Below are 21,795 nucleotides of genomic sequence, written 5' to 3'. Positions count from 1 at the left end.
CACTCCTCAGGCACAACAAGGAGCTGCACAACAGGACTCTGTCTTAGAGTGGGTCTGATCAGGCTCGCGCAGTTTTTCTGCAACTGGCCATTGGTAGCCCTGAAAACTTAATAACTGGGCAAAAATTTTAAACAACTCTTGTTTCCACATATCACAGCTCCGGGGCTTAAGCCCTGTTGTCCGGTCTTTGATTAACCGATTTGAAGTTCAGATTAAATTGCCACAAACAACTATTGCTACTGACAACTATTTAAGTAAATTTTTTTATGAACAAACAGCTCCCACACAAAGAGAATTTGAAGGTTCACAACGCTGCTTCACTTGCTTTGTTAAAGCGCGGATCACTTCAATACTGGCCTGGCGTACTTCAGGAGTTAAATGTGCAATCAATTGCTCTTCCTGTGCTATCAGCCCTGCACGTATTTGTTGATACAAAGCCACACCGGCGGCAGTTGCAGTTAAAGCAACTGCACGTCTGTCAGCGCTGTCTGGGATTCGGGTGACGTAACCTTTTTTCACCAGACTATCCACTACCCGACTGCTGGTACTTTTATCCAGCAGCATCAGTTCTGCCAGTTGCTGCAGCCGCAAAGAACCATGCTCAGTCAAAAATTCCAGCGCATAACATTGAGTCACTGACACATCATGACAACAGATCAGATCGCGGTCGCGAAACTGGTAAAATCTTACTAACTGGTTCACCGCCTCGTATAAAGCTGTGGCGTCTTGCTGCAGTTGTGGATCCTGTTGTGACATAAGTCGGACACTCATTTGTTGTTAGTTGCAACTAATATAAAAGACGAATAGCGAAAGATCAAGCAAAAACTGTTGTTAGTTGCAACCATATGGTTCATCCTTTGTTTTATGCAGTTCATCAGGGTTTTATTTATAGCGCCACTGGCCTATGCTAGCGTCAACTTATTGCTTTGACTGAACAAAGGCGAGTCTGTATGAAATTTAGTCTTTCAGCCCTGATGATGGTTGTGGCGGCAGGTGCTGCTCAGGCCGCAACTGAACCCTTAACAGCCCAACATTTATGGCAAGTGGCACGCCCCGGTGCAATGACCTTATCGCCTGGTGGCCAGCAGTTGGCACTGACTGTCACCCGTTATGATCTGGCTGCTGATAAAGGCAATGCCGACATTCATATTCTGGATTTACGTACTCAACAACTGACGGCTTTAACACAGCACCCGGATTCAGATACTGCACCAGCCTGGAGCCCTGATGGCCGTCAGCTGGTATTTTTATCCAAACGTGGTAATGAAACCAATCAATTGTTTTTATTACCTTTAACGGGTGGTGAAGCTAAAGCCTTAACCAAACTACCTGTTGCTGTGCAGCAGCCGAAATGGTTTCCGGATGGGCAGCGTATTTTGTTTCTGGCCAATGTGCCTAAAGGTTTTAATGGCGACTTTGCGGCTTTAGCTGAGCAACTAAAGCAGAAAAAAGACAATAAAGTCACAGCACGGGTGACAGAAGACAGAGTCTATCGCTTTTGGGATCACTGGCTGACCGATGACAGCTATCCGCATTTATTCAGTATCAATATTCATACCGGTGAAATTGCCGACTTAACGCCGGGCTGGGATCGCTGGTTTAGCTTAAATGGGGATGCTGAATTTGATATCTCTGTCGATGGCCGCCAGATTGCGGTCAGTGCAGTGACCAGCCCGCCACCTTTTGATCAGTTGAATCACGATATTCTGATTATTAAAACTGACGGTTCAGGTCAGTTTGTCAATATCACTGCAGACAATCCGGCCAGTGACAGCAACCCAAAATTCAGCCCTGATGGTAAAAGTCTGGTCTATGGCGCACAGCGCAGTACCTTTTTCACCTCGGATAATAACCAGCTGATCCGCTTTGATTTTAAACCCCAGCAAAAAACCAATCTGACTCAGGATTGGGATATTTCAGTCGATGACTGGGAGTTTGGCAACAACGGTACTTTGTATTTCCAGGCCGCCGACAAAGCAAAGTCGGCTTTATACAGCATGCCTTTAGCTGGCGGCCCGGTGAAACAAATTTTGCGTCAGGCCGATATCAGTCAGGTGCAAATTGGCCAGCAGCAACAAATTTATCTGGTGCAGCACAGCATGAAGCAGATGCCGGAAATTTATAGTCTGGATAATAAAGGACGCACCTTAAAACAGCTCAGCAGGATAAATCAGGAACTGCAACAAAGCATTAGTTGGGGCAAAACTGAAGATGTCAGCTTTGCAGGTGCTGATGGCAAACTGGTGCAGGCTTATATTACTTATCCGCCGAACTTTGACCCCAACAAAAAATGGCCTTTGTTAAATGTATTACACGGTGGACCACACAGTTATTCGGGTGACAGCTTTAGTTACCGCTGGAACTCACAGGTCTTTGCTGCAGCAGGTTATGTAGTGATCCAACCAAACTTCCATGGCTCGACCAGCTTTGGTCAGGCTTTTGCTGAATCTATTCATGGTGAACACCCGGTTAAACCTTTTATGGACAGTGAAGCTGCCGTGGATTACATGCTGTCGCGTGGTTTTATCGATTCCACCCGTTTAGCAGCGGCTGGTGGCAGTTATGGTGGTTATCTGGTGAGCTGGATTGCTGGTCATACCGAACGATACAAAGCGCTGATTAATCATGCTGGTGTGTACAACCTGATGGGACAGTTTGCCTCAGACGCGACCACACACAGAGTGCATGCCTATGGTGGCTCGCCATGGAGCGGGTTAGAGATTATGCAGCAGTGGAACCCAGCATTGTTTGCTGACAAGTTTGTCACTCCTATGCTGATTATGCATGGTGAGCAGGATTACCGTGTGCCCGTGACTCAAGGGCTGGAAATTTATGGTGTCTATAAAGGCAAGGGCTTAGATGCACGTTTGGTGTACTTCCCAAATGAAAACCACTGGATTTTAAAACCGAATAATTCCATTTTCTGGTTTAACGAGTTCACCAGTTGGTTACAACGTTATGTACCGGCAGGTCCAACAGATTGAGTTCTGACTCTTTAACCTCGCTTTATCAGCAACAGGTCCAACAGGGCCTGTTGTTGTATGACGAGCCACAATATCAGGCGGTATCGGCACTGCAGCAGCTCGCTGATCAGTTGTATTCCGGCACCCCGGCTTTGGGTTTATATCTGCACGGCCCTGTTGGTCGGGGCAAAACCATGCTGATGGATTTGTTTTACCAGCAACTGCCTTTGGATGGCAAAATCCGGCTGCATTTTCATCATTTTATGGCGCGGGTGCATCAGGAACTCAAGCAGCATCAGGGCGAAGCCGACCCTTTATTGCAAATCGCCCAAGACTGGGCACAACAATACAAAGTACTGTGTTTTGACGAGTTTTTTGTCAATGACATAGGCGATGCTATGTTGCTTGGCACCTTATGGCGTTACTTGTTTCAGTGTAGCGTGGTGCTGGTCACCACCTCCAATGCAGTGCCTGAAGAGCTGTATAAAAACGGCCTGCAACGTCAGCGCTTTTTACCCACTATTGAGCTGCTGCGCCAGCATTGTATGGTTGTGACTCTGGATAACGGCATAGATTACAGGCGCTTAAAACAAAACCCTATGCGTTATTACCAACAAGCTGGTACTGCGGCAGAGCTAAAACAGCAGGCAGAGCAACTCTTTGGTGAAGTGCAGCCCCTGCCCGATTTTGAATTGTTGGGCCGCTCTTTTCCGGCTTTGTGGAGTAATGAAAAAATCATAGGTTTTGATTTTATGGCGCTCTGCTCCGGCCCACGCAGTCAACTGGATTATATGCAGTTGGCAAGCCGCTACCAAGCAATAGCAGTGCTGGATGTACCGCAATTTAGCGCTGTGTCGGACACGGCCATTTTGCATGGTGTGGAAGATAGTTATCAGCGCGAACATCAGGATATTTATATCAGCAAGCTGGATAATGAAGCCAGGCGTTTTATTGCCCTGGTGGACGAGTGTTATGACAGAGGCTGCTTATTGCTGCTGACCTCTGCTGTGGCTATTTCACAGCTGTATCAGGCGAAACAGCTGGAATTCGCTTTTGCCCGCTGCGAGTCACGTTTATATGAAATGCAGCAGTGGCCAGCCGCTGCGCCCGACTATAGTCAGAGCGCAGTAGCTGCGTTGTCCTGATTTATAAATAATCTACTTACAAATAACGTATCCAGGCCTGCTGGCTGCGTTTTTTATACAATGAGAACTGCCTGGTCGGATAATACAAAGCTACAGCTAACAACAGGCTAGTCAGCCAGATCCAGCCCATATGCTCCATCCCAAACCTGTGTCCCTGATTAGGCCCAAACAAAGTGACTAAAATCCAATGCAGCGCCAGCAAGACATACAAATGCAGTATGTAGAAAAACATTGGCGCTGAACCAAAGTTCACCAGGATTTGAGTCCACTTGCCTTGCTGTTTCTCCATCGCAAACAACAGCAAAAACATCAGACCTAAAGTCACCAACAGGAAATTTAGCGAAGGCGGATACTTGGTCAGATTCAATATCGACATCAGGGTTGTGAGCAAATCCGGATAGAGCTGCCAGTCCAAAGTTTCACCGTAGATATTGAACCCACGCAACAACACAAACAGCACTAAACAGCTTGCGCCCACCTGCAACAATAAAGTGCTGCGATGCTCTGCGGACATCCTTTTACTGTACAAAGGCCCCGCCAGATAACCCAGAATAATCACGCCTATCCAGGGTAAGACCGGATAACTGGCCTTAATTTTAATAGCGCCTTCACTCACCAGATAATTGCGGTCATGCAAAATAGTCCAGAGCGTATAACCCCATTCATCCGGCTGGAAATGAATAGGAGTCAGCAGGTTGTGGCCAAAGACTATGCCAAAACCCAGCACAGCCAATACAGCTTTTGGCCACTGACTGACCAGCGCCAACACCACCATACTCAGGCCAATAGCCCAAATCACCTGCAACCAAATAGTGTCATAGGTTCCCATCCAGGCAAGGGGCAACACTATCCATTCCAGCGCTATTAAGAACAAGCCTCTTTTGATCAGGAAACTGCGGGCTGAGCGTGCCGGAGCATTGGCCGGATTGGCATATAGCCAGGCCGACAAACCAGTTAAAAATACAAAAACCGGCGCACATAAATGCGCAGCAAAACGGCTAAAAAATAAGCTGGTGGATGTGATATCGAGATCCATAGGATCCGACACCTGCAGATGATAAAAAAACCGCTCCCGCACATGGTCCAGCAACATGATCAGCATCACCAGACCCCGCATCATATCGATGCTTTGGATACGACTACGGACAATCATTTCCCAACCCCTAAGTAATTGACGTTGTGGCGAGGCGACAAGAGTGTGAGACCCCAGGAGCATAGAAGTCCTATGTGACTGGGGCGAGAGCTCGCAGTCAACGAAGCTACGGCCTCAAGTACGACGGGGTTAGAATGCATAGGTCAGGCTCACTTTGTAGCTACGTGGCTCACCCGGCACTGTCCACAGCGCCGAATACGAGTTATGGATATAGAACTTATCAAACAGGTTGTCGATATTCAGCTGCGCTTTCCAGTTCTGATCTAAATCAGCAGCCCATGACAGGCCAAATAATGTATGGGACGGCAGCATATAACTACTGTCGACTGAATCCCCCAAACGTTTGGCTACATGATTGACCCTAAGCCCTAAGCGGCTTTCAACAGAACCCAGTTGTAACAACTGAGTCAGCATCAGGCTGGTATTATGTTTAGGAATATTCACCAAACGACTGCCGGCTGGCACATTCACAGCCCAGTCGATATTAATCATGTCGTTGGCGGTTTGTGTATCCAAAAAGGCATAAGACAGTTGAGCCGATAAGTCTTCTGTGAGCTGGCCTTGTAAATCCAGCTCAATACCACGGCTGGTGGCTTCACCTAAAGTGGCGGAGAAACCGACATTTACCGGATCTGAGGTCAGGATGTTGGATTTTTTTGCATCAAATAAGGCTAGCGTGCCGGTGATACCAGCAGCGACAAATTTGGCACCAATTTCATAGGAGTCACTTAACTCTGGCTCAAAAGGATTGCCCGCATAGTCGGTGCCGCTTAGTGGCAGGAATCCCTCAGAATAGCTGCTGTAGAAGCTTAATTCCGGGTTTACTTCATAAACCAAACCAATACGGGGGCTGACTTGAGTACCGCTTTTGTCCGAGCGGGTGGCTTTTAAAAGCTCCTGAATATCCTGCTGATAATCGTCAAAACGCAGACCAAGCAGTAACTTCCAGTGTTGTGTTAAATCCATTTGATCCTGCAGATACATGCCCCAGGCTTTTTGTGACTCCAGATTTTCATACAAAGGCGCAGGAGCTGTCGCAGTGCTACCGTAAACAGGGTTAAAGATATCTAAAGCGTAAGTGCCTTTTGGGCCACGAAAACGTGACAATAAAGTATATAAATCATAATCGTAGGCATCAGCACCCATCAACAGATGATGCACAATACCAGCAGTATTCAGGTGGCCACTCAATTCAAAACGTACAGAAGTGTCTTCAGCCTGATAATCACGGTAACGGCGCTGGCGGGTTAGGGTTTTACCATCATCAAATAAGGACTGCCGGGCAGCTGCCAACTCAGCATCCGAAGAAAAGCCGTTTAACGACGAGTCGCGATAACCTAACCCTGCTAAAAATGACCAGTCGTCAGTCAGGCTGGTTTCATAAGATAACTGATGGCCAGTGGCTTCAATTTCGGTAGGCCCATCACCTGGTTCACCTAAATAACGTGAGCGTGGCACAGTATGAGAATCGCCGTTTAACACTACTATACCGCGGTCAAATAATTGCTCTTGCTTCAGGTATTCGAACTCATATAACAAGGCGGATTGATCATCCAGATCAATACGTACTGAAGGCGTAAACACCTGTTTTTTGCTACTGACATAATCACGGAAACTGCCATAGTCCTGCACTGCACCATTGATGCGCACCGCAACATTATCGCTGACGCCATTGGTGTAATCTGCTTCTACTCTGTGCTGATCAAAACGGCCAGTAGAAAGTTGCAGATAACCTTCCTGCTCCTTTTGCGGTTTACGGGTCACTACATTGATAGTGCCACCAGGCTCTGAACGGCCATAAAGCGCTGAACCTGGACCTTTTAAAATCTCAACATACTCCACATTAGATAAATCACGGTGACCACTAAAACCACGGCCGCCGTTAAAGCCATTAATTAAATAACCGGATGGCATATTTTCATTGCCCGGAAAGCCACGTAGCGAAAAGCTATCCCACAAACCACCGCCGTTATTCTGCCGTGAAATACTGGCTGAAAAATCCAGAGCATCCTGAAAACGCGTTAAAGCATTGTCTTGCAATAAGCTTTTGTCGATGACGGTAATGGACTGAGGTAAAGACTGAGCTGGAATATCACCTCGATAGGCTTGACGGTACAGCACTTCGATACGCTCAATATCCTCGGTCGATTCAGCTGTAGCTACAGGAACAGAGGCAATAAAGCCTAAAGAGAGCATAAGAAAAGAGAGTTTAAAATTTGTGGTTGGCATGATGTTTTTAGTCCGGTCACTACAAAAGATTGGGCTGAATCGATAAAGTCAGGATTAAAATGATACAATATAACATCTCCATAAACCAACAGATTTATCGGATCTCTTTGTGGTTCCGGCCGCAAAGTAGCTTGAATAAGCCTGCCTCAGCCCCGATACTGCCTTGATAAGGGCTTTTCTCAATCGATGTGAGTGATAGATGGAACAATGGTTACAGCAGTTGCTGACTGAGTATCAGGCTTATGCCCTGCTGATTTTATTTTTACTCACTTTTGCTGAGTCCGTCGCCGTGTTGGGCCTGTTAGTGCCAGGTACAGCCTTAATGTTTAGTTTTGGTGTGCTGATTGGTGCTGAACAAATGGGCTTTTGGACAGCCTGCATGGTGGCGACAGCTGCAGGTTTAGTTGGCGATTCATTGTCTTATCTGGCTGGACGCAAATTCAGACCTCAGTTGGAAAGTTGGAACTGGTTATCCCGTCAGCAAAAAGAGCTGGATAAAATAAGCGGTGCTTTAGAAAACAATGTTTGGCTGGCTATAGTGGCAGGACGTTTTATTGGTCCGAGCAGGCCTTTATTGCCTTTGTTAGCTGGTATGTTGCAGTTACCGCCATCACGTTATTTCCCTGCAGCCACTCTGGCTTGTGTGCTCTGGCCCATCGCTTATTTCCTGCCTGGTATTCTGGCTGGTGTAGCCTGGCAGCTGAAAGGCACCAACCTGACTTTGTTTTACAGCTTGCTGGCCGGCTCAGTGCTATTGGCTGTGCTTAGCAGCTACTTGCTGAAAAAGTACTTGCAGCACAAAGAACAGGACAAACCTAAACACCATTGGTTCTGGGGCTCTTTAGTCAGTATCTTCCTGACGGCGTTTTTGTTTTTTGAATTAAGCCAACATCCGGCTACTCCGTTGTATTTAAAAGAGTTATCAGGGCTAATGTTCTGACCTGATGTTAATGATGCAATGCCACTGCGTGGCGATTGCATCCTACTTTTGACGTCTTAGTTCCGGCCTAATTTCGACAATAAATGCCGTCTTACTGTCGGCCACTCGCAGGCTATGATGGAATAGACCACTGTGTCTCGTACTGAGCCGTCTTTTAAAATCATATGCTGACGCAAAATACCGTCCATTTTGGCGCCTAAACGTTCTATGGCTTTGCGTGAGGTGTGGTTAAAAAAGTGGGTGCGAAACTCTGCCGCTATGGCTTGGTGATTTTCAAATAAATTACTTAATAACACAAATTTAGCTTCTGTATTAATGGCAGTGCGCCGCACAGATTCGGCATACCAGGTGTAACCAATTAAAGCTCTTCTGCTCGCAGCATCGACCATATAATAACGACTGGTGCCAACAATCTGGCCTGTGGTTTTACAGCGCACCACATAAGGTGAATCTCCTTGAGCCTTGCTTGCTAAAGCATCTTGCACATAAGCTGGCATTTCTTCCACTGTAGGCACCATGGCATACCAAAGTTTCCAGCTTTCGCCGTCAGCAACGGCTTGCTGCAAATCTGCTATATGCGACAACGCCATAGGTTCCAGCCGGACAAATTCGCCTTCTAAAACCTCATTGTTTAACCATGTCATCTGTTCTCATCCTTTATTTTTGAAGCTTGCCAGTTTTTAACCTTGCGCCTTTTAACCTTGCCACTTTCTACCCATGCCAATGGAGCCGCAACTTTTGCAGCAAAAACTCTGATAAAGCTTTAAGCACAGGAGAGGAAGACAACCTTTGCACAGCCAGCAAATACAAAGGTGCTTGCTCAGTTTTATAGTCGGGTAATAACTTCAGCAAAGCGCCAGAGCGTAAGTCAGACAGAATATCCAAACGTGACTTATAGGCAATACCTAAACCTGCCACAGCCCAGCGCCGCACCACATCACCGTCGTCTGCCACTAAAGCACCACGCACCTGCACCTGTTGTAATTGCCCATCCAGCCAGAACTGCCATTTGCTGTGGACGGCCTCACCCAACACCAGCTGTAATACCTGATGCGAGCTGATGTCTTGTGGTCGCTCTGGTGCGCCACAACGGCGAATATAATCAGGGGAAGCGCACAGTACACGATGATTATCCGGTACCAAAGGCATAGCAATCAGCTGCGAGTCTTTAGGTTCGCCATAACGCAGAGCCAAATCCACAGGCTGACGACCTAAATCTGCCAGCCTGTCACTAACCCGGATCTTCAGCTGCAATTTAGGGTGGTGCTGTTGAAACTCCGCCAGCCATACGGCCATGCTATTACGACCAAAATCTGACGGCATAGATAAGGTCAGTTCGCCGGATAACTGCTCTTTGCCTAGCTGCAATAACTGCTGGCCTTGCCCTAACAGCTGGATCGCCTGGCGGGCATAATCCAGATAGGCCATACCTACTGTGGTTAGCCTTAAACTGCGGGTAGAACGCAAAATCAGTTGAGTATTCAGCTGCTGTTCCAGTCGTTTTAACGCCACACTGGCCAGCGCAGGTGATAGATCCAGCTCACGCGCAGCTGCAGAAATAGAACCTAAATCAGCTGTTAATACAAAAAGTTGTAAATCGTCGGTTCTAAGCATCATTATCAAATAATTTTTGAAACTGAATCCAAATCTAGCATATTTTTCTAAATAGTCAGCCCCCTTAAACTAACAACATCAACCCAATGGAGCATCCAGATGAAAGCCATAGTTTATAGCCAGAATTTACCAGCCACAGATTTACAGTCTTTGTACGACACAGAGTTGCCGACTCCAACGCCAGGCGAAAACGATCTGCTGGTTGCTGTTAAAGCGGTGTCCGTCAATCCAGTCGATACCAAAATCCGCCGTAATGCCGACACTCAGGGCCAGCAAAGAGTATTAGGCTGGGACGCTGCTGGTGTTGTCGTAGCAGTGGGCAGCGCAGTCACTGGTTTTAAAGCAGGCGATGAAGTCTGGTATGCCGGAGCTATAGATAAACCTGGCTCAAACAGCGAGTTTCAACTGGTGGATCAGCGTATTGCCAGCTTTAAGCCAAAAAGCTTAAGTTTTACCGAAGCCGCAGCTTTACCTTTAACCGCAATCACTGCATGGGAGCTGTTATTTGACCGGTTTGAGCTGAATGAACACAACAGCAAAGGTAAATCTCTGCTGGTGATTGGCGCTGCTGGTGGCGTAGGCTCAGTGTTATTGCAACTGGCACGGCAAAAAACTCAGTTAAAGGTGATTGGTACAGCATCAAGACCAGAGACTAGTGAATGGGTAAAAACCTTAGGTGCGGATTTGGTATTGGATCATAAAAAACCTATGGCAGCACAACTGAAAACACTGGGTTTGCCTGAAGTGGATTATGTGATCAGTCTGACTCATACCGACCACCACTTTAACGACATACTGGAGCTGATTAAACCTCAGGGCAAACTGGCGCTGATAGACGATCCAGAGCTTATTGATATACGCCCGATGAAACGCAAAAGTTTGTCGTTGCACTGGGAGCTGATGTTTACCCGTTCTTTGTATCAAACCGAAGATATGATTGTTCAACAGCAGTTATTACAACAGGTTGCGGATATGGTCGACGCTGGCCAGTTAAAAACCACTCTGAACTCAGACTTCGGCACAATTAACGCCGAAAACCTGCGTAAGGCCCATCAGTTGATTGAAAGCCAACAAGCGATCGGCAAACTGGTATTAAGTGGTTTTTAAATCGCTTTAGTTAGAGTTGAGCTAATAACCTTAAGGCTGCGCTTGTTGCGTAGCCTTTTCTATCCGCTCTTTGGTATTCGGATGTGAGTTTAAATACTCCAGCCACGGCAACATCTCTTCTTTTGGCTGACCTTTGGTCAAAGCCTGCATGGCTTCGGCAAAAGCCTGTGGAGACTTGTTCAGCTTTAACAATGATTGAGTCGAGAAGTAATCAGCCTGACGCTCCATATCCCTGGAAAACGCAGATTGAACCAGTGAGGTACCCGTACCCAATACAGCTTCAGTAATGCCTTCCAGATCACTGAACAATACCGACATCACTATGGTACTGGCCGTTGCTTGTGCCGCCAGCTTCATACCGTGTCTGTGTTCAACATGCCCTACTTCGTGCAGTAACACGGCCAGAATAGCATCGGGTTGTTGCTCTAATCGCTTGACCAACTCATCCGTAATAGTCAGATAACCACCGGGTAAAGCAAAAGCATTGGCACCCAGTCTTTTACTGGCACGAAAATGCAATTGGTACTGATAACCACTGTTTAACTGCAACTGATCAACGGCAGTTTGCCATTGGCTGCGAATCGACTGTTGTAACTCAGGACTCAGTTCTGAATCGGACAACAAAGTACGGTCAAACACCTGCATACTTTGTTGACCAATACTTTCCTCAACAGATACCGGGATCCAGGGTACTAAAGCAGTCGCTGCTTTTGGCAAACCTACAGCGGTGAGCCACCAGATCAATATGGGCACCGCAATAACAGACAGCACAATCAGAGATTTGTTGGTTTCCAGTTTCAGTGTCAAATTCTGGCGTCCACTTTTAGGCCAGCGCCATTTGTGATCCGCTGGCGAAAATACAGCGCCGGTCTCAAACAACAATTCAGCTGGTAAGCCAGGCAACACCTCAGCCACTTTATAACGATCCTGTGTAGCTTCCAGTAGCAGCGCATTATCATGCTCAGCATACAACAGCACCTGCCCCTGTTCGGTTAAATGCAGCACTGCCGCACAGTATTCTGTGCTGGCGGCATGCTGAAATTGTCCTTTGATGGTCTGCATCAGGTCAGGGATAAATCAACGTCAAACAGATCGGCTGCTTGTTCAGCAAATGCAGATGAATTCTGCTGTAACGGATCCGTCAAGCGATCAGCTGCCGGGTAGACTGTCACTTCTGTGGCAGCTGCCAATAAAGCGGCCATTCTAACTTTGGTCCAGGCATAAGCCAAACCTAAGGTACAGAGCACTAACAGCATATTAGTGACGGTTACCCAGACTAAATCTACAGTTTCCAGGTTGGAATGTAGTTCAGCTGTTTCTGGTAACAGGGTTGAATTAAACAGATGGTTGCGGATCATGGCGTGGTACACAGCACCAACCAGCATAAAAATAGCAAAATAGCCGACATACAACAGCACTAGTGCCAGACTGAATCCAGCTTCAGGTGCAGGCATAGAGAAACCAGCGACCACTGCTGTTACACCACAGACAATACCTAAGCCAATAGCCACACTTACAGCAATAAAAAAGGCTTTGAAGTAGTTAGAGGTTTTGGTATTCACCTCAAATTTTTTACCACCGAAGCTGATATTGCTGAACACAAAATGATCCAGCTTTTTCAGTGCCCATGGCATTGCCAGATACAAAGTAAAAATACACAAAAATGGCAACAGTAAGTAATAGATAAAAGCCGAACCGTAAGTGCCATGGAAGCCAAAACGTACATTGCGGTAGCTGGTCATACGAAGGTTAAACTTCAAGCCTTGCACCAGTAACCAGGGCAATGCAAACAAGAACACCAATGCAGCCATCAGACCAAACAAAGGGCTGAACGCACTTAATACAGAAATCAGAGCAAAAATAATGACAGCAATAATGCGGCCTTTCAAAATTTGGATCGGCGTGGCTAAGTATCGAAAACTATGACCATCCACTTTGGTATGGCCATAAAAATACTGAGTAGTGCGAACCTTAGCCCATGCGCTGTAGATACCCAGCGTGACTATAGTCAGCAGCACATTAACTATCCAGATGCCAAAAAATTCAGCACCACGACCAGAAAATTGCACTGTTGAACGACGAGCAGAAGCCACTTCAGGTGAAGTAGCTGAACTATGAATATCCATATCAAATTGTCCTTTAAAAAATAATCCCGGTTAGTTAAACCAAAACAGGAATTATTGTCAACATTCTGTAACCAGAAAAGACTAGCTCTAACTAGGCCAACCTGTTGTTGTGACTAGAAAAGTCCGGCACAGTGCGCTGATAATCCTGTCCTACTAAGGTTGAGGTCACAATAAAATCTGCTGTAGCTTTATTACAGGCCACTGGGATATTCCAAACCACAGCTAAACGGATCAGCGCTTTAACATCAGGATCATGAGGCTGAGACGACAACGGATCCCAGAAAAATACCAGCCAGTCGATTTTCTGCTCAGCTATTAAAGCACCAATCTGCTGGTCGCCGCCCAAAGGACCACTGGCCAGGCACAATACTTCTTTGTTTAAAGCCTCGTTCAGCAAACGCCCCGTGGTACCCGTTGCTACCAGTTGTTTATCCTGAAAAAAATCAGCATGTTGTTTTACCCAAGCCAGCAATTCAGCCTTTTTTCCATCATGCGCTACTAAAGCTATAGTTTTCATTGTTCTACTCCTTAAGATTGCTGCAAGCATACACTGAGTTTTTCATAGAGTTCAGCATACTTTGCCAAAGTAATTGCTGTTGCAGCCAGGCGGCAAGCAATCGAGTCCCAAGAGCATAAGCTGCAAGTACGAAAGTCCATTTTGCCAAAGTAATTGCTGTTGCAGCTAGGCGACAAGCAATCGAGTCCCAAGGAGCATAGTCCACTATGTGACTTGGGCTCGTGTGCGCAGTCAACAACGCTGCGGCTGCAAGTAGGAAGGCAAAAAAAAGCCCGGCAAAAAGCCGGGCAAACAACCAAGGTCCACGTAAAAACTCTGTACTTGGGATTAATCTATCAACCGACGATTTTTTTCATCGCGGTCATATAGCCCCTTAACTTTTTGCCTACCAGCTCTACAGGATGCTGGCGGATTGCTTCGTTCACAGCAATCAGGCGAATATTGTCAACACCATTGGCAGCAGAGCTTAAGCCCTTGCCCACATACTCAGTACTCAGCTTGTTAACGAAATCACGTAACAGTGGCACTGCAGCGTTACTGAACAGGTAGTTACCGTATTCAGCAGTGTCTGAAATAACCACGTTCATTTCGTACAAACGTTTACGCGCTATGGTATTGGCGATTAACGGTGTTTCATGCAATGACTCGTAGTACGCTGATTCTTCAACAATACCTGCAGCGACCATGGTTTCAAATGCCAGCTCTACACCAGCTTTCACCATAGCGACAAACAAAATGCCGCGGTCGAAATAATCCTGCTCTGGAATTTGCTCGCTGGAAACCGGTGCATTTTCAAAACCAGATTGACGGGTTTCTTCGCGCCAGCCAAACAGCTGCTTATCATCATTTGCCCAGTCTGCCATCATGGTGCGGGAGAACTCGCCGCTGATGATATCGTCCATATGTTTTTCAAACAGTGGACGTAAAGTTACTTTTAATTCTTCAGCTAAATCATAAGCTTTGATTTTGGCTGGGTTCGACAAACGGTCCATCATATGAGTGATGCCACCGTGTTTTAAAGCTTCAGTCACAGTTTCCCAGCCAAACTGGATTAACTTGGCGGCATAACCAGGTTCTACACCTTCAGCCACTAACTTGTCGTACGCCAGAATAGAGCCGGTTTGCAACATGCCACATAAAATGGTCTGTTCGCCCATTAAGTCTGATTTCACTTCGGCAACAAAAGACGATTCCAGTACACCGGCACGATCACCACCAGTTGCAGAAGCGTAAGCCTTGGCAATCTCTAAACCTAAGCCTTTAGGGTCGTTTTCAGGGTGCACTGCAATCAGCGTTGGCACACCAAAACCACGTTTGTATTCTTCACGTACTTCAGTACCTGGGCACTTAGGCGCCACCATCACCACAGTGATGTCTTTACGAATTTGTGTACCTTCTTCAACAATGTTGAAACCGTGCGAATAAGCTAAAGTTGCACCTTGTTTCATCAGCGGCATAACAGCTTTAACGACGCTGGTATGCTGTTTGTCCGGCGTCAGATTTAATACTAAATCTGCGGTTGGGATTAACTCTTCGTACGTACCTACTTTAAAACCATTGTCAGAAGCGTTCTGGAACGACTTACGTTTGGCGGCAATAGCTTCAGCACGCAAAGCATAAGAAATATCGATGCCTGAGTCGCGCATATTCAGGCCTTGGTTTAAGCCCTGAGCACCACAACCTACAATCACCACTTTCCAGCCTTTTAATAAGTCAGAGCCTTTCGCAAACTCTGCTTTGGCCATAAAACGGCATTTACCTAACTGTTTTAACTGCTGACGCAAATTCAATGTATTGAAGTAGTTACTCATAACAAATCCCGACGAATTCTTTTAGCTGGCTAACTGTTGGGCTCAGCGTAACAGGGCAGAGAAGTCATGCACTGTTTTGATGCCTTCGAGAATAAAACAGTGCAATGATTGCGTGAAGTGATATATTCACAATACAGTATTTCACTTTATGCAATGCAGACCTTCATCGCAGAGACACCTATGGATATTCGCAACGCTCAGCTTTTTTTACATCTGGCCAGCAGCCTGAACTTTGCCCGCACCAGTGAACAAATGTATGTCAGCCCCTCTACGTTAAGCCGGGTGATTCAACGAATGGAAGAAGAGCTGAACGTTGAGTTATTTCAACGCGATAACCGTTCTGTACGACTGACGCTGGCGGGCCAAAAAGTGCAGACTTTTGTCAAAAGCTACTTAGAACAATGGCATCAACTGCAAATTGCTCTGAGCGAAACCAGTGCATCCTTAAGTGGTGAGATCCGCCTGTTTTGCACTGTGACGGCCAGTTTCAGTCACCTGCCCGCAATCCTGGATAAATTCCGTTTAGTCTGCCCTTTGGCTGAGATTAAGCTGATTACAGGGGACGCATCGGCAGCTTTGGAAAAAGTAAAACAGGATGAGGCTGATATAGCACTAGCTGTGTACCCTGAACATTTCCCACTGAATATGGCCTTTCGCAGTATTGCCAAAGTGCCGCTGCAATTGATAGCGCCTGTGATCCCATGCAAGACCAATGATTTATTAAACCAAAGCCCTATTCCCTGGGAGCAAGTGCCTTTTATTTTGCCCGAGCATGGTCCGGTACGCAGTCGCTTTGAGTTATGGCGTAAACCTCGTATTGCAGAGCCTAAAGTGGTCGCTAAAGTGGAAGGCCATGAAGCTATGGTCAGTATGGTGGCTTTAGGCACCGGAGTGGCGTTGGTGCCCGCTATAGTGGCACAGCAAAGCCCGGCACGGGATAGAGTAAGGTATTTAACGCAAGGTGATGAGTTTGCGCCTTTTGATTTAGGTTTGTGCACTTTATCAAAACGGCTGCATGAACCACTACTAAGAGCATTCTGGCAGGTTGCATCTGAGCTGATTTAGCTCAGATGCTTTATATCTACAAGCCTATTTGTAGTTATTTCACTACGCGCAGGTGAGAGACTTTTTTGCCTTTATTTGGATCGGTAGGCTCGTCATCAGGCGGAGTATCGTCGTCGTTATTCATGTCTTCGTCAGACACAGCTTCCAAATGATGAATATCATCATCTGTGTCTTCTTCTGCATCAAACATAGTGCCAGCGCCATTTTCGCGGGCATAAATAGCCAATACGGCTTTGATAGGCACTGTCAGTGCAAAAGGTTTACCACCAAAACGGGCGTTAAAGGTAATCACCTCATTACCCATCAGCATATTACCTACAGCTGAAGGCAGAATATTCAGCACTATCTGCCCATTCTGAATATGCTGGGTCGGTACTTTACAACCCTGCACACTGGCATTCACCACCAGATAAGGCGTTAAGTTGTTATCCACTATCCATTCATAAAAAGCCCGGATTAAATAAGGCTTGTTCGACGTCATATCCATCAGTAACCACGCCCCCGGCGAATTTCGCGCTCAGCTTCAGTTAAAGACTGCTGAAAACCGTCCCGTTCAAAAATACGGGTCATATAAGTTTGCAGTAACTTGCTGCCTGTGCCTGTCAGCTCAATACCAAATAGAGGTAAACGCCAAAGCAAAGCCGCCAGATAACAATCGATCAGGCTATATTCTTCGCTCATAAAATACGGATGTTCCTGAAACAAAGGAGCCATAGCCAATAAACCTTCACGTAAATCGCGGCGGGCTATAGCGGCATCAGGACCATCCTGCAGAATCTTTTCGGCTAAACCATACCAGTCTTTTTCGATGCGATGCATCATTAAACGGGCATTAGCACGGGCTACCGGGTATACCGGCATTAAAGGAGGATGCGGAAAACGCTCGTCCAGATATTCGTTAATAATATCGGCTTTAAATAAAGCTAAATCTCTGTCCATCAAAGTGGGCAAAGAACCATAAGGATTAACCTCATAAACATCTTCCGGCAAGCTATCTGTGCTGACCTGAATAATGTCTACCGTGACGCCTTTCTCCGCCAGTACCATTCTGACCTGATGACAGTACATGTCATTGGCTGTTGAAAACAAGGTCATCACAGCTCGTCTGTTGGCAGAAATCGCCATAGGATCCTCCGGTTATAAGCATAAATACAAAGGGGCCTCGCGGCCCCTTCAAAGGCTAACACTTGTGTCCTTAGTGGACATCTCTCCAGTACTCTTTCTTCAGCAGGAAAGCGAAGATAAAGAATATACCTAAGAAGATCAGAACCTTGATACCTAAGCTGCGCGATTCCAGTTTGGAAGGCTCACCTACGTATTCCAGATAGTTCACCAAGTCAGCTACAGCACGGTCGTATTCTTCCGTACTCAGCTCACCTGAACCATCGGTTTTAATACCTACGTCCACTTCTGTTGGTACGCCGTCTACCAGACGAGTTTCAGTCGCTTTATAAGGAATACCCTGCAGCTCCTGTAACACGTGTGGCATACCTACCAGAGGAAACACTTCATTGTTCACACCAAACGGACGCGTTGGGTCCACATAGAATGTACGCAGATAAGTGTAAATCCAGTCCGGACCACGAACACGGGCCACGTTGCTTAAATCCGGTGGCGCTGCACCAAACCAGTTTGCCAGGTCAGCTTTAGGTGCTGCGTTTTTAATGTGGTCCCCCACTTTATTCGCAGTAAAACCTAAAGTTTCCATACCCACATCATCAGGAATACCTAAATCACGGAAAGTACGGGAATAACGCTGGTACTGCATCTGGTGACAACCAAGGCAGTAGTTCTGGAACATACGGGCACCACGTTGCAGTGACTCTTTATCCGTCAGGTCAATAGGTGCTTTATCTAAATGCACAGCATGACCACCAGCTGCCATAGCAGCGCTGGATGCTACCAGCGCCAGTACAGTGAATAACTTTTTAATCATCAGGATAACCTCACTGGCAACGGCTTGGTTTTCTCATTTTTGCTGTAGAACCATAACAGGCCAAAGTAAGCAAAATAAGTGAAAGAGAAAATCTGCGCTAACAAGGTATAAGTTGGGGTCGCAGGTAATACACCTAACACACCTAACACCACAAAGCTGATACAGAACATGATTAAGTTGGCTTTGTGCAAATTGCTACGGTAACGGATTGAACGTACAGGGCAACGGTCTAACCATGGCAATAAAGCCAGGAAGATAATAGCCAGGAACATAAAAATCGCACCAAACAACTGGTCAGGCACAGCACGTAAAATGGCGTAGAAAGGCGTGAAATACCAAACCGGCGCTATATGCTCAGGAGTTTTCATCGGGTTTGCCGGTTCAAAGTTTGGCGGCTCAAGGAAGAAACCACCACCTTCAGGGACAAAGAAAATAACCCAGCAGAAAATAAACAGGAAACCAACCACACCTACTATGTCTTTCACCGTGTAGTACGGGTGGAAAGGAATAGCATCAACGATAATTTTTTTACCGCCTTTGGTGAAGTATTCATGGAAAGTAAATTTATCAGAGACGTTATCTTCAATCTTCTGACCATCATTTGGACGTTTTACATCAATACCATCAGGGTTGTTTGAACCTACTTCATGCAGAGCAATGATGTGCAGGAACACCAGAACCACTAACACCAATGGTAAAGCAATCACGTGTAATGCAAAGAAACGGTTTAAGGTTGCACCTGAAATAACATAGTCACCACGGATCCACAAGGTTAAATCATCACCAATCACCGGAATAACACCGAAGATAGAGATAATAACCTGAGCCCCCCAGAACGACATCTGACCCCATGGTAATAAGTAACCCATGAAAGCTTCAGCCATTAAAACTAAGAAAATCAGCATACCGAAGATCCACAGTAATTCCCGTGGTTTCTGGTAAGAACCATACATCATGCCACGCAGCATATGCAGGTAAACAACAACGAAGAAGGCAGAAGCACCGGTGGAGTGCATATAACGCAGCAACCAGCCGTAGTCGACATCACGCATGATGTATTCAACAGAAGCAAAAGCACCTTCAGAAGTAGGAACGAAGTTCATGGTCAGCCAAATACCGGTCAGGATTTGGTTCACCAGTACTAACATGGCTAAAGAGCCGAAGAAGTACCAGAAGTTAAAGTTTTTTGGCGCCGGGTACTGCATCACATGGAGATTCATTTTCTCCATAAATGGCATGCGGTACTCAATCCAGCTCATAAAGTTTTTAAACATTAAGCTGTCCCCTCATCTGCACCAATAGTAATGGTGGTGTCATCGACAAACATATAAGGTGGGATCATCAGGTTTTTAGGTGCCGGAACACCAGAGAACACACGACCAGCCATATCATAAGTAGAACCGTGACATGGACAGAAGAAACCAGAAGGAATACCTTCAACCTGAGCTTCAAAATCATTCATGATATAGGTTGGAGAACAACCCAGGTGAGTACAGATACCTACAGCGACAAAAATCTCAGGCTTTTTAGAACGGTGATCGTTTTTAGCGTAATCAGGTTGTTGCGGTTCTTCTGAGGCGGGGTCACGAAGTTTATCTACTGCTTTAGTCAGACTTTCCAGCATGGCTGGCGTCCGCTTCACGATCCACACAGGTTTGCCACGCCACTCAACCCTTATTAACTGCCCGTCTTCGAGTTTGCTAATGTCTGCAGTAACTGGCGCACCAGCCTGTTTAGCTTTTTCACTCGGATTCCAGGAAGCAATAAAGGGAACAGCAGCTCCAATCGCACCAACCCCACCAACTACAGAAGTTGCTATGGTCAGAAAGCGACGGCGACCATGATCTACAGGCGCATTGCTCATCCACTCATCTCCACGTTAAACGCTTAAATGTTGATATTTTAAGCGGCTGAATTACAGCGATTATTATAAGTTGAAAAATACGGCGGATCATAATGAAAAGCCCTGCTTTACACAAGGATTTAGCCGAATTCTCTTTGTTCTGACACCAGTTTTTCGACGAAATACGAAACCAGAATAGTCAGTAAAACTTTGCATCACCATGTTTTAACCTGAAAAAGACATTTCTGTCATGATCAGGCACAACCCAGAGCGCTTTAATTGAAAGAAAATACTGATCGTGAAGAAAAAAAATCCAGTCAGGCTGTCATCTGACGCCATGAGTGTATACGCAGAAAGACAGCTGAAGTTCTGTCTGAGCCCGATATTTAAAATTTGGGAATAAAAAACCCGGTACAAGACCGGGTTCTTTGCAACAAAAAACGAATTAACGTTTTGAGTACTGTGGACGCTTACGAGCTTTATGCAGACCCACTTTCTTACGTTCAACTTTACGGGCGTCACGTGTGACGAAACCAGCTTTACGTAATGCAGGGCGCAGAGACTCGTCGAACTCCATCAGAGCGCGGGTGATACCGTGGCGGATTGCGCCAGCCTGACCAGAAATACCGCCACCTTTAACAGTGACGTATAAGTCAAACTTGCCTACCATTTCCACTAACTCTAATGGTTGCATAACAACCATACGAGCAGTTTCACGACCGAAGTATTCAGTGATAGAGCGTTGGTTGATAACGATGTTACCTGAACCTGCTTTGATGAATACACGAGCTGTAGAGGTCTTACGACGACCAGTACCGTAATATTGATTAGTTGCCATGTTCTGCTCCGATTAGATATCTAAAACTTGCGGTTGCTGAGCAGCATGTTGATGCTCGGCGCCTGCATATACTTTTAACTTACGGAACATAGCGCGGCCCAGAGGACCTTTAGGCAACATACCTTTTACGGCTGCTTCCAATACCATCTCCGGCTTCTTCACAAGCAGTTTTTCAAAGTTAATTTCTTTGATACCACCTGGGAAACCACTGTGAGAGTAGTACATTTTGTTTTTTGCTTTGTTACCAGTGACAGTCACTTTATCAGCATTTACAACGATGATGTAATCACCGGTATCAACGTGTGGAGTGAACTCTGGCTTGTGCTTTCCGCGTAAACGAAGAGCGATCTCAGTTGCGATACGACCAAGTGTCTTACCTGTTGCATCAACAACGAACCAGTCACGTTGAACGCTTTCTGGCTTAGCAGTAAAAGTTTTCATCTAAAAACTACCCAAAAAAAATAACACTGTTACACCTAACACAATCTTCATTGTGTCGCTTATCGCA

At 46.1% G+C, this 21,795-nt stretch carries 22 protein-coding genes; 5 read left to right on the top strand and 17 right to left on the bottom strand.

Going from position 1 to position 21,795, the window contains the following annotated elements:
- Positions 1–6: 6 nt before the first annotated feature.
- Both LSG34_RS04020 and LSG34_RS04015 read right to left on the bottom strand, forming a co-directional pair.
- Complete coding sequence (locus tag LSG34_RS04020; protein WP_233007531.1) at positions 7–150, bottom strand: hypothetical protein; 144 nt, start codon at positions 148–150, stop codon at positions 7–9.
- Positions 151–264: 114 nt separating this feature from the next.
- Complete coding sequence (locus tag LSG34_RS04015) at positions 265–756, bottom strand: MarR family winged helix-turn-helix transcriptional regulator (protein WP_233007530.1); 492 nt, start codon at positions 754–756, stop codon at positions 265–267.
- A gap of 194 nt (positions 757–950) precedes the next feature.
- On the opposite strand from LSG34_RS04015, the gene LSG34_RS04010 reads away from it, so the two are divergent.
- Positions 951–2,984, top strand: coding sequence for an alpha/beta hydrolase family protein (locus LSG34_RS04010; RefSeq protein WP_233007529.1), 2,034 nt, complete (start codon positions 951–953; stop codon positions 2,982–2,984).
- Positions 2,981–4,108, top strand: a complete 1,128-nt coding sequence (gene zapE, locus LSG34_RS04005) for a cell division protein ZapE (RefSeq protein ID WP_233007528.1) — start codon at positions 2,981–2,983, stop codon at positions 4,106–4,108. The genes LSG34_RS04010 and zapE overlap by 4 nt, the downstream gene beginning before the upstream one ends.
- Positions 4,109–4,124: 16 nt before the next feature.
- On the opposite strand, the gene LSG34_RS04000 is transcribed toward zapE, so the two are convergent.
- Entirely contained in the window at positions 4,125–5,261 is a 1,137-nt protein-coding gene (locus tag LSG34_RS04000) for a DUF1624 domain-containing protein (protein ID WP_233007527.1), read from the bottom strand.
- Between the two features lie 129 nt (positions 5,262–5,390).
- Entirely contained in the window at positions 5,391–7,490 is a 2,100-nt protein-coding gene (locus LSG34_RS03995) for a TonB-dependent siderophore receptor (protein ID WP_233007526.1), read from the bottom strand.
- A gap of 199 nt (positions 7,491–7,689) precedes the next feature.
- Between LSG34_RS03995 and LSG34_RS03990 the strand changes: the two genes are divergently transcribed.
- Positions 7,690–8,430: a DedA family protein gene (locus LSG34_RS03990; protein ID WP_233007525.1), complete on the top strand. Its 741-nt coding sequence runs from the start codon at positions 7,690–7,692 to the stop codon at positions 8,428–8,430.
- A 56-nt stretch (positions 8,431–8,486) separates the two neighbouring features.
- Here LSG34_RS03990 and LSG34_RS03985 read toward each other — a convergent pair whose 3' ends face one another.
- Entirely contained in the window at positions 8,487–9,074 is a 588-nt protein-coding gene (locus LSG34_RS03985) for a GNAT family N-acetyltransferase (protein WP_233007524.1), read from the bottom strand.
- A gap of 67 nt (positions 9,075–9,141) precedes the next feature.
- Positions 9,142–10,047, bottom strand: a complete 906-nt coding sequence (locus tag LSG34_RS03980; RefSeq protein WP_233007523.1) for a LysR family transcriptional regulator — start codon at positions 10,045–10,047, stop codon at positions 9,142–9,144.
- A gap of 96 nt (positions 10,048–10,143) precedes the next feature.
- Between LSG34_RS03980 and LSG34_RS03975 the strand changes: the two genes are divergently transcribed.
- On the top strand, positions 10,144–11,151 hold the full coding sequence (locus tag LSG34_RS03975; RefSeq protein WP_233007522.1) for a zinc-binding alcohol dehydrogenase family protein: 1,008 nt from the start codon (positions 10,144–10,146) through the stop codon (positions 11,149–11,151).
- Positions 11,152–11,181: 30 nt separating this feature from the next.
- Here LSG34_RS03975 and LSG34_RS03970 read toward each other — a convergent pair whose 3' ends face one another.
- The 4 genes from LSG34_RS03970 to ilvC all read right to left on the bottom strand — a co-directional run bounded on the left by LSG34_RS03970 (position 11,182) and on the right by ilvC (position 15,605).
- On the bottom strand, positions 11,182–12,213 hold the full coding sequence (locus tag LSG34_RS03970; RefSeq protein ID WP_233007521.1) for a M48 family metallopeptidase: 1,032 nt from the start codon (positions 12,211–12,213) through the stop codon (positions 11,182–11,184).
- Positions 12,213–13,277, bottom strand: coding sequence for a YjgN family protein (locus LSG34_RS03965; RefSeq protein ID WP_233007520.1), 1,065 nt, complete (start codon positions 13,275–13,277; stop codon positions 12,213–12,215). The genes LSG34_RS03970 and LSG34_RS03965 overlap by 1 nt, the downstream gene beginning before the upstream one ends.
- A gap of 91 nt (positions 13,278–13,368) precedes the next feature.
- The gene (locus tag LSG34_RS03960) at positions 13,369–13,794 is read right to left on the bottom strand and encodes a methylglyoxal synthase (protein ID WP_233007519.1); all 426 of its coding nucleotides are present in this window, start codon (positions 13,792–13,794) and stop codon (positions 13,369–13,371) included.
- Positions 13,795–14,129: 335 nt separating this feature from the next.
- On the bottom strand, positions 14,130–15,605 hold the full coding sequence (gene ilvC / locus LSG34_RS03955; protein ID WP_233007518.1) for a ketol-acid reductoisomerase: 1,476 nt from the start codon (positions 15,603–15,605) through the stop codon (positions 14,130–14,132).
- Positions 15,606–15,785: 180 nt separating this feature from the next.
- On the opposite strand from ilvC, the gene ilvY reads away from it, so the two are divergent.
- Positions 15,786–16,670: an HTH-type transcriptional activator IlvY gene (gene ilvY, locus LSG34_RS03950; protein WP_233007517.1), complete on the top strand. Its 885-nt coding sequence runs from the start codon at positions 15,786–15,788 to the stop codon at positions 16,668–16,670.
- 34 nt (positions 16,671–16,704) lie between these two features.
- On the opposite strand, the gene LSG34_RS03945 is transcribed toward ilvY, so the two are convergent.
- The 7 genes from LSG34_RS03945 to rplM form a co-directional block, all read right to left on the bottom strand.
- The gene (locus LSG34_RS03945; protein WP_233007516.1) at positions 16,705–17,151 is read right to left on the bottom strand and encodes a ClpXP protease specificity-enhancing factor; all 447 of its coding nucleotides are present in this window, start codon (positions 17,149–17,151) and stop codon (positions 16,705–16,707) included.
- 5 nt (positions 17,152–17,156) lie between these two features.
- Entirely contained in the window at positions 17,157–17,795 is a 639-nt protein-coding gene (gene sspA / locus LSG34_RS03940) for a stringent starvation protein SspA (RefSeq protein ID WP_233007515.1), read from the bottom strand.
- 70 nt (positions 17,796–17,865) lie between these two features.
- Positions 17,866–18,606, bottom strand: a complete 741-nt coding sequence (locus LSG34_RS03935) for a cytochrome c1 (protein WP_233007514.1) — start codon at positions 18,604–18,606, stop codon at positions 17,866–17,868.
- Entirely contained in the window at positions 18,606–19,880 is a 1,275-nt protein-coding gene (locus tag LSG34_RS03930; RefSeq protein WP_233007513.1) for a cytochrome b, read from the bottom strand. Before LSG34_RS03930 ends, LSG34_RS03935 begins: the two co-directional genes overlap by 1 nt.
- Positions 19,880–20,470: a ubiquinol-cytochrome c reductase iron-sulfur subunit gene (gene petA, locus LSG34_RS03925; protein WP_233007512.1), complete on the bottom strand. Its 591-nt coding sequence runs from the start codon at positions 20,468–20,470 to the stop codon at positions 19,880–19,882. The genes LSG34_RS03930 and petA overlap by 1 nt, the downstream gene beginning before the upstream one ends.
- A gap of 424 nt (positions 20,471–20,894) precedes the next feature.
- Positions 20,895–21,287, bottom strand: coding sequence for a 30S ribosomal protein S9 (gene rpsI / locus LSG34_RS03920; protein ID WP_008899943.1), 393 nt, complete (start codon positions 21,285–21,287; stop codon positions 20,895–20,897).
- Between the two features lie 12 nt (positions 21,288–21,299).
- Entirely contained in the window at positions 21,300–21,728 is a 429-nt protein-coding gene (gene rplM, locus LSG34_RS03915; RefSeq protein ID WP_008899944.1) for a 50S ribosomal protein L13, read from the bottom strand.
- Positions 21,729–21,795 lie beyond the last annotated feature (67 nt).

It is taken from the genome of Rheinheimera faecalis (assembly GCF_021290965.1).
GTDB classification, from domain to species: Bacteria; Pseudomonadota; Gammaproteobacteria; order Enterobacterales; family Alteromonadaceae; genus Pararheinheimera; species Pararheinheimera faecalis.
The sequence above is the reverse complement of the archived record's forward strand: the minus strand, read 5'-3'. Positions and strand labels throughout refer to the sequence as shown.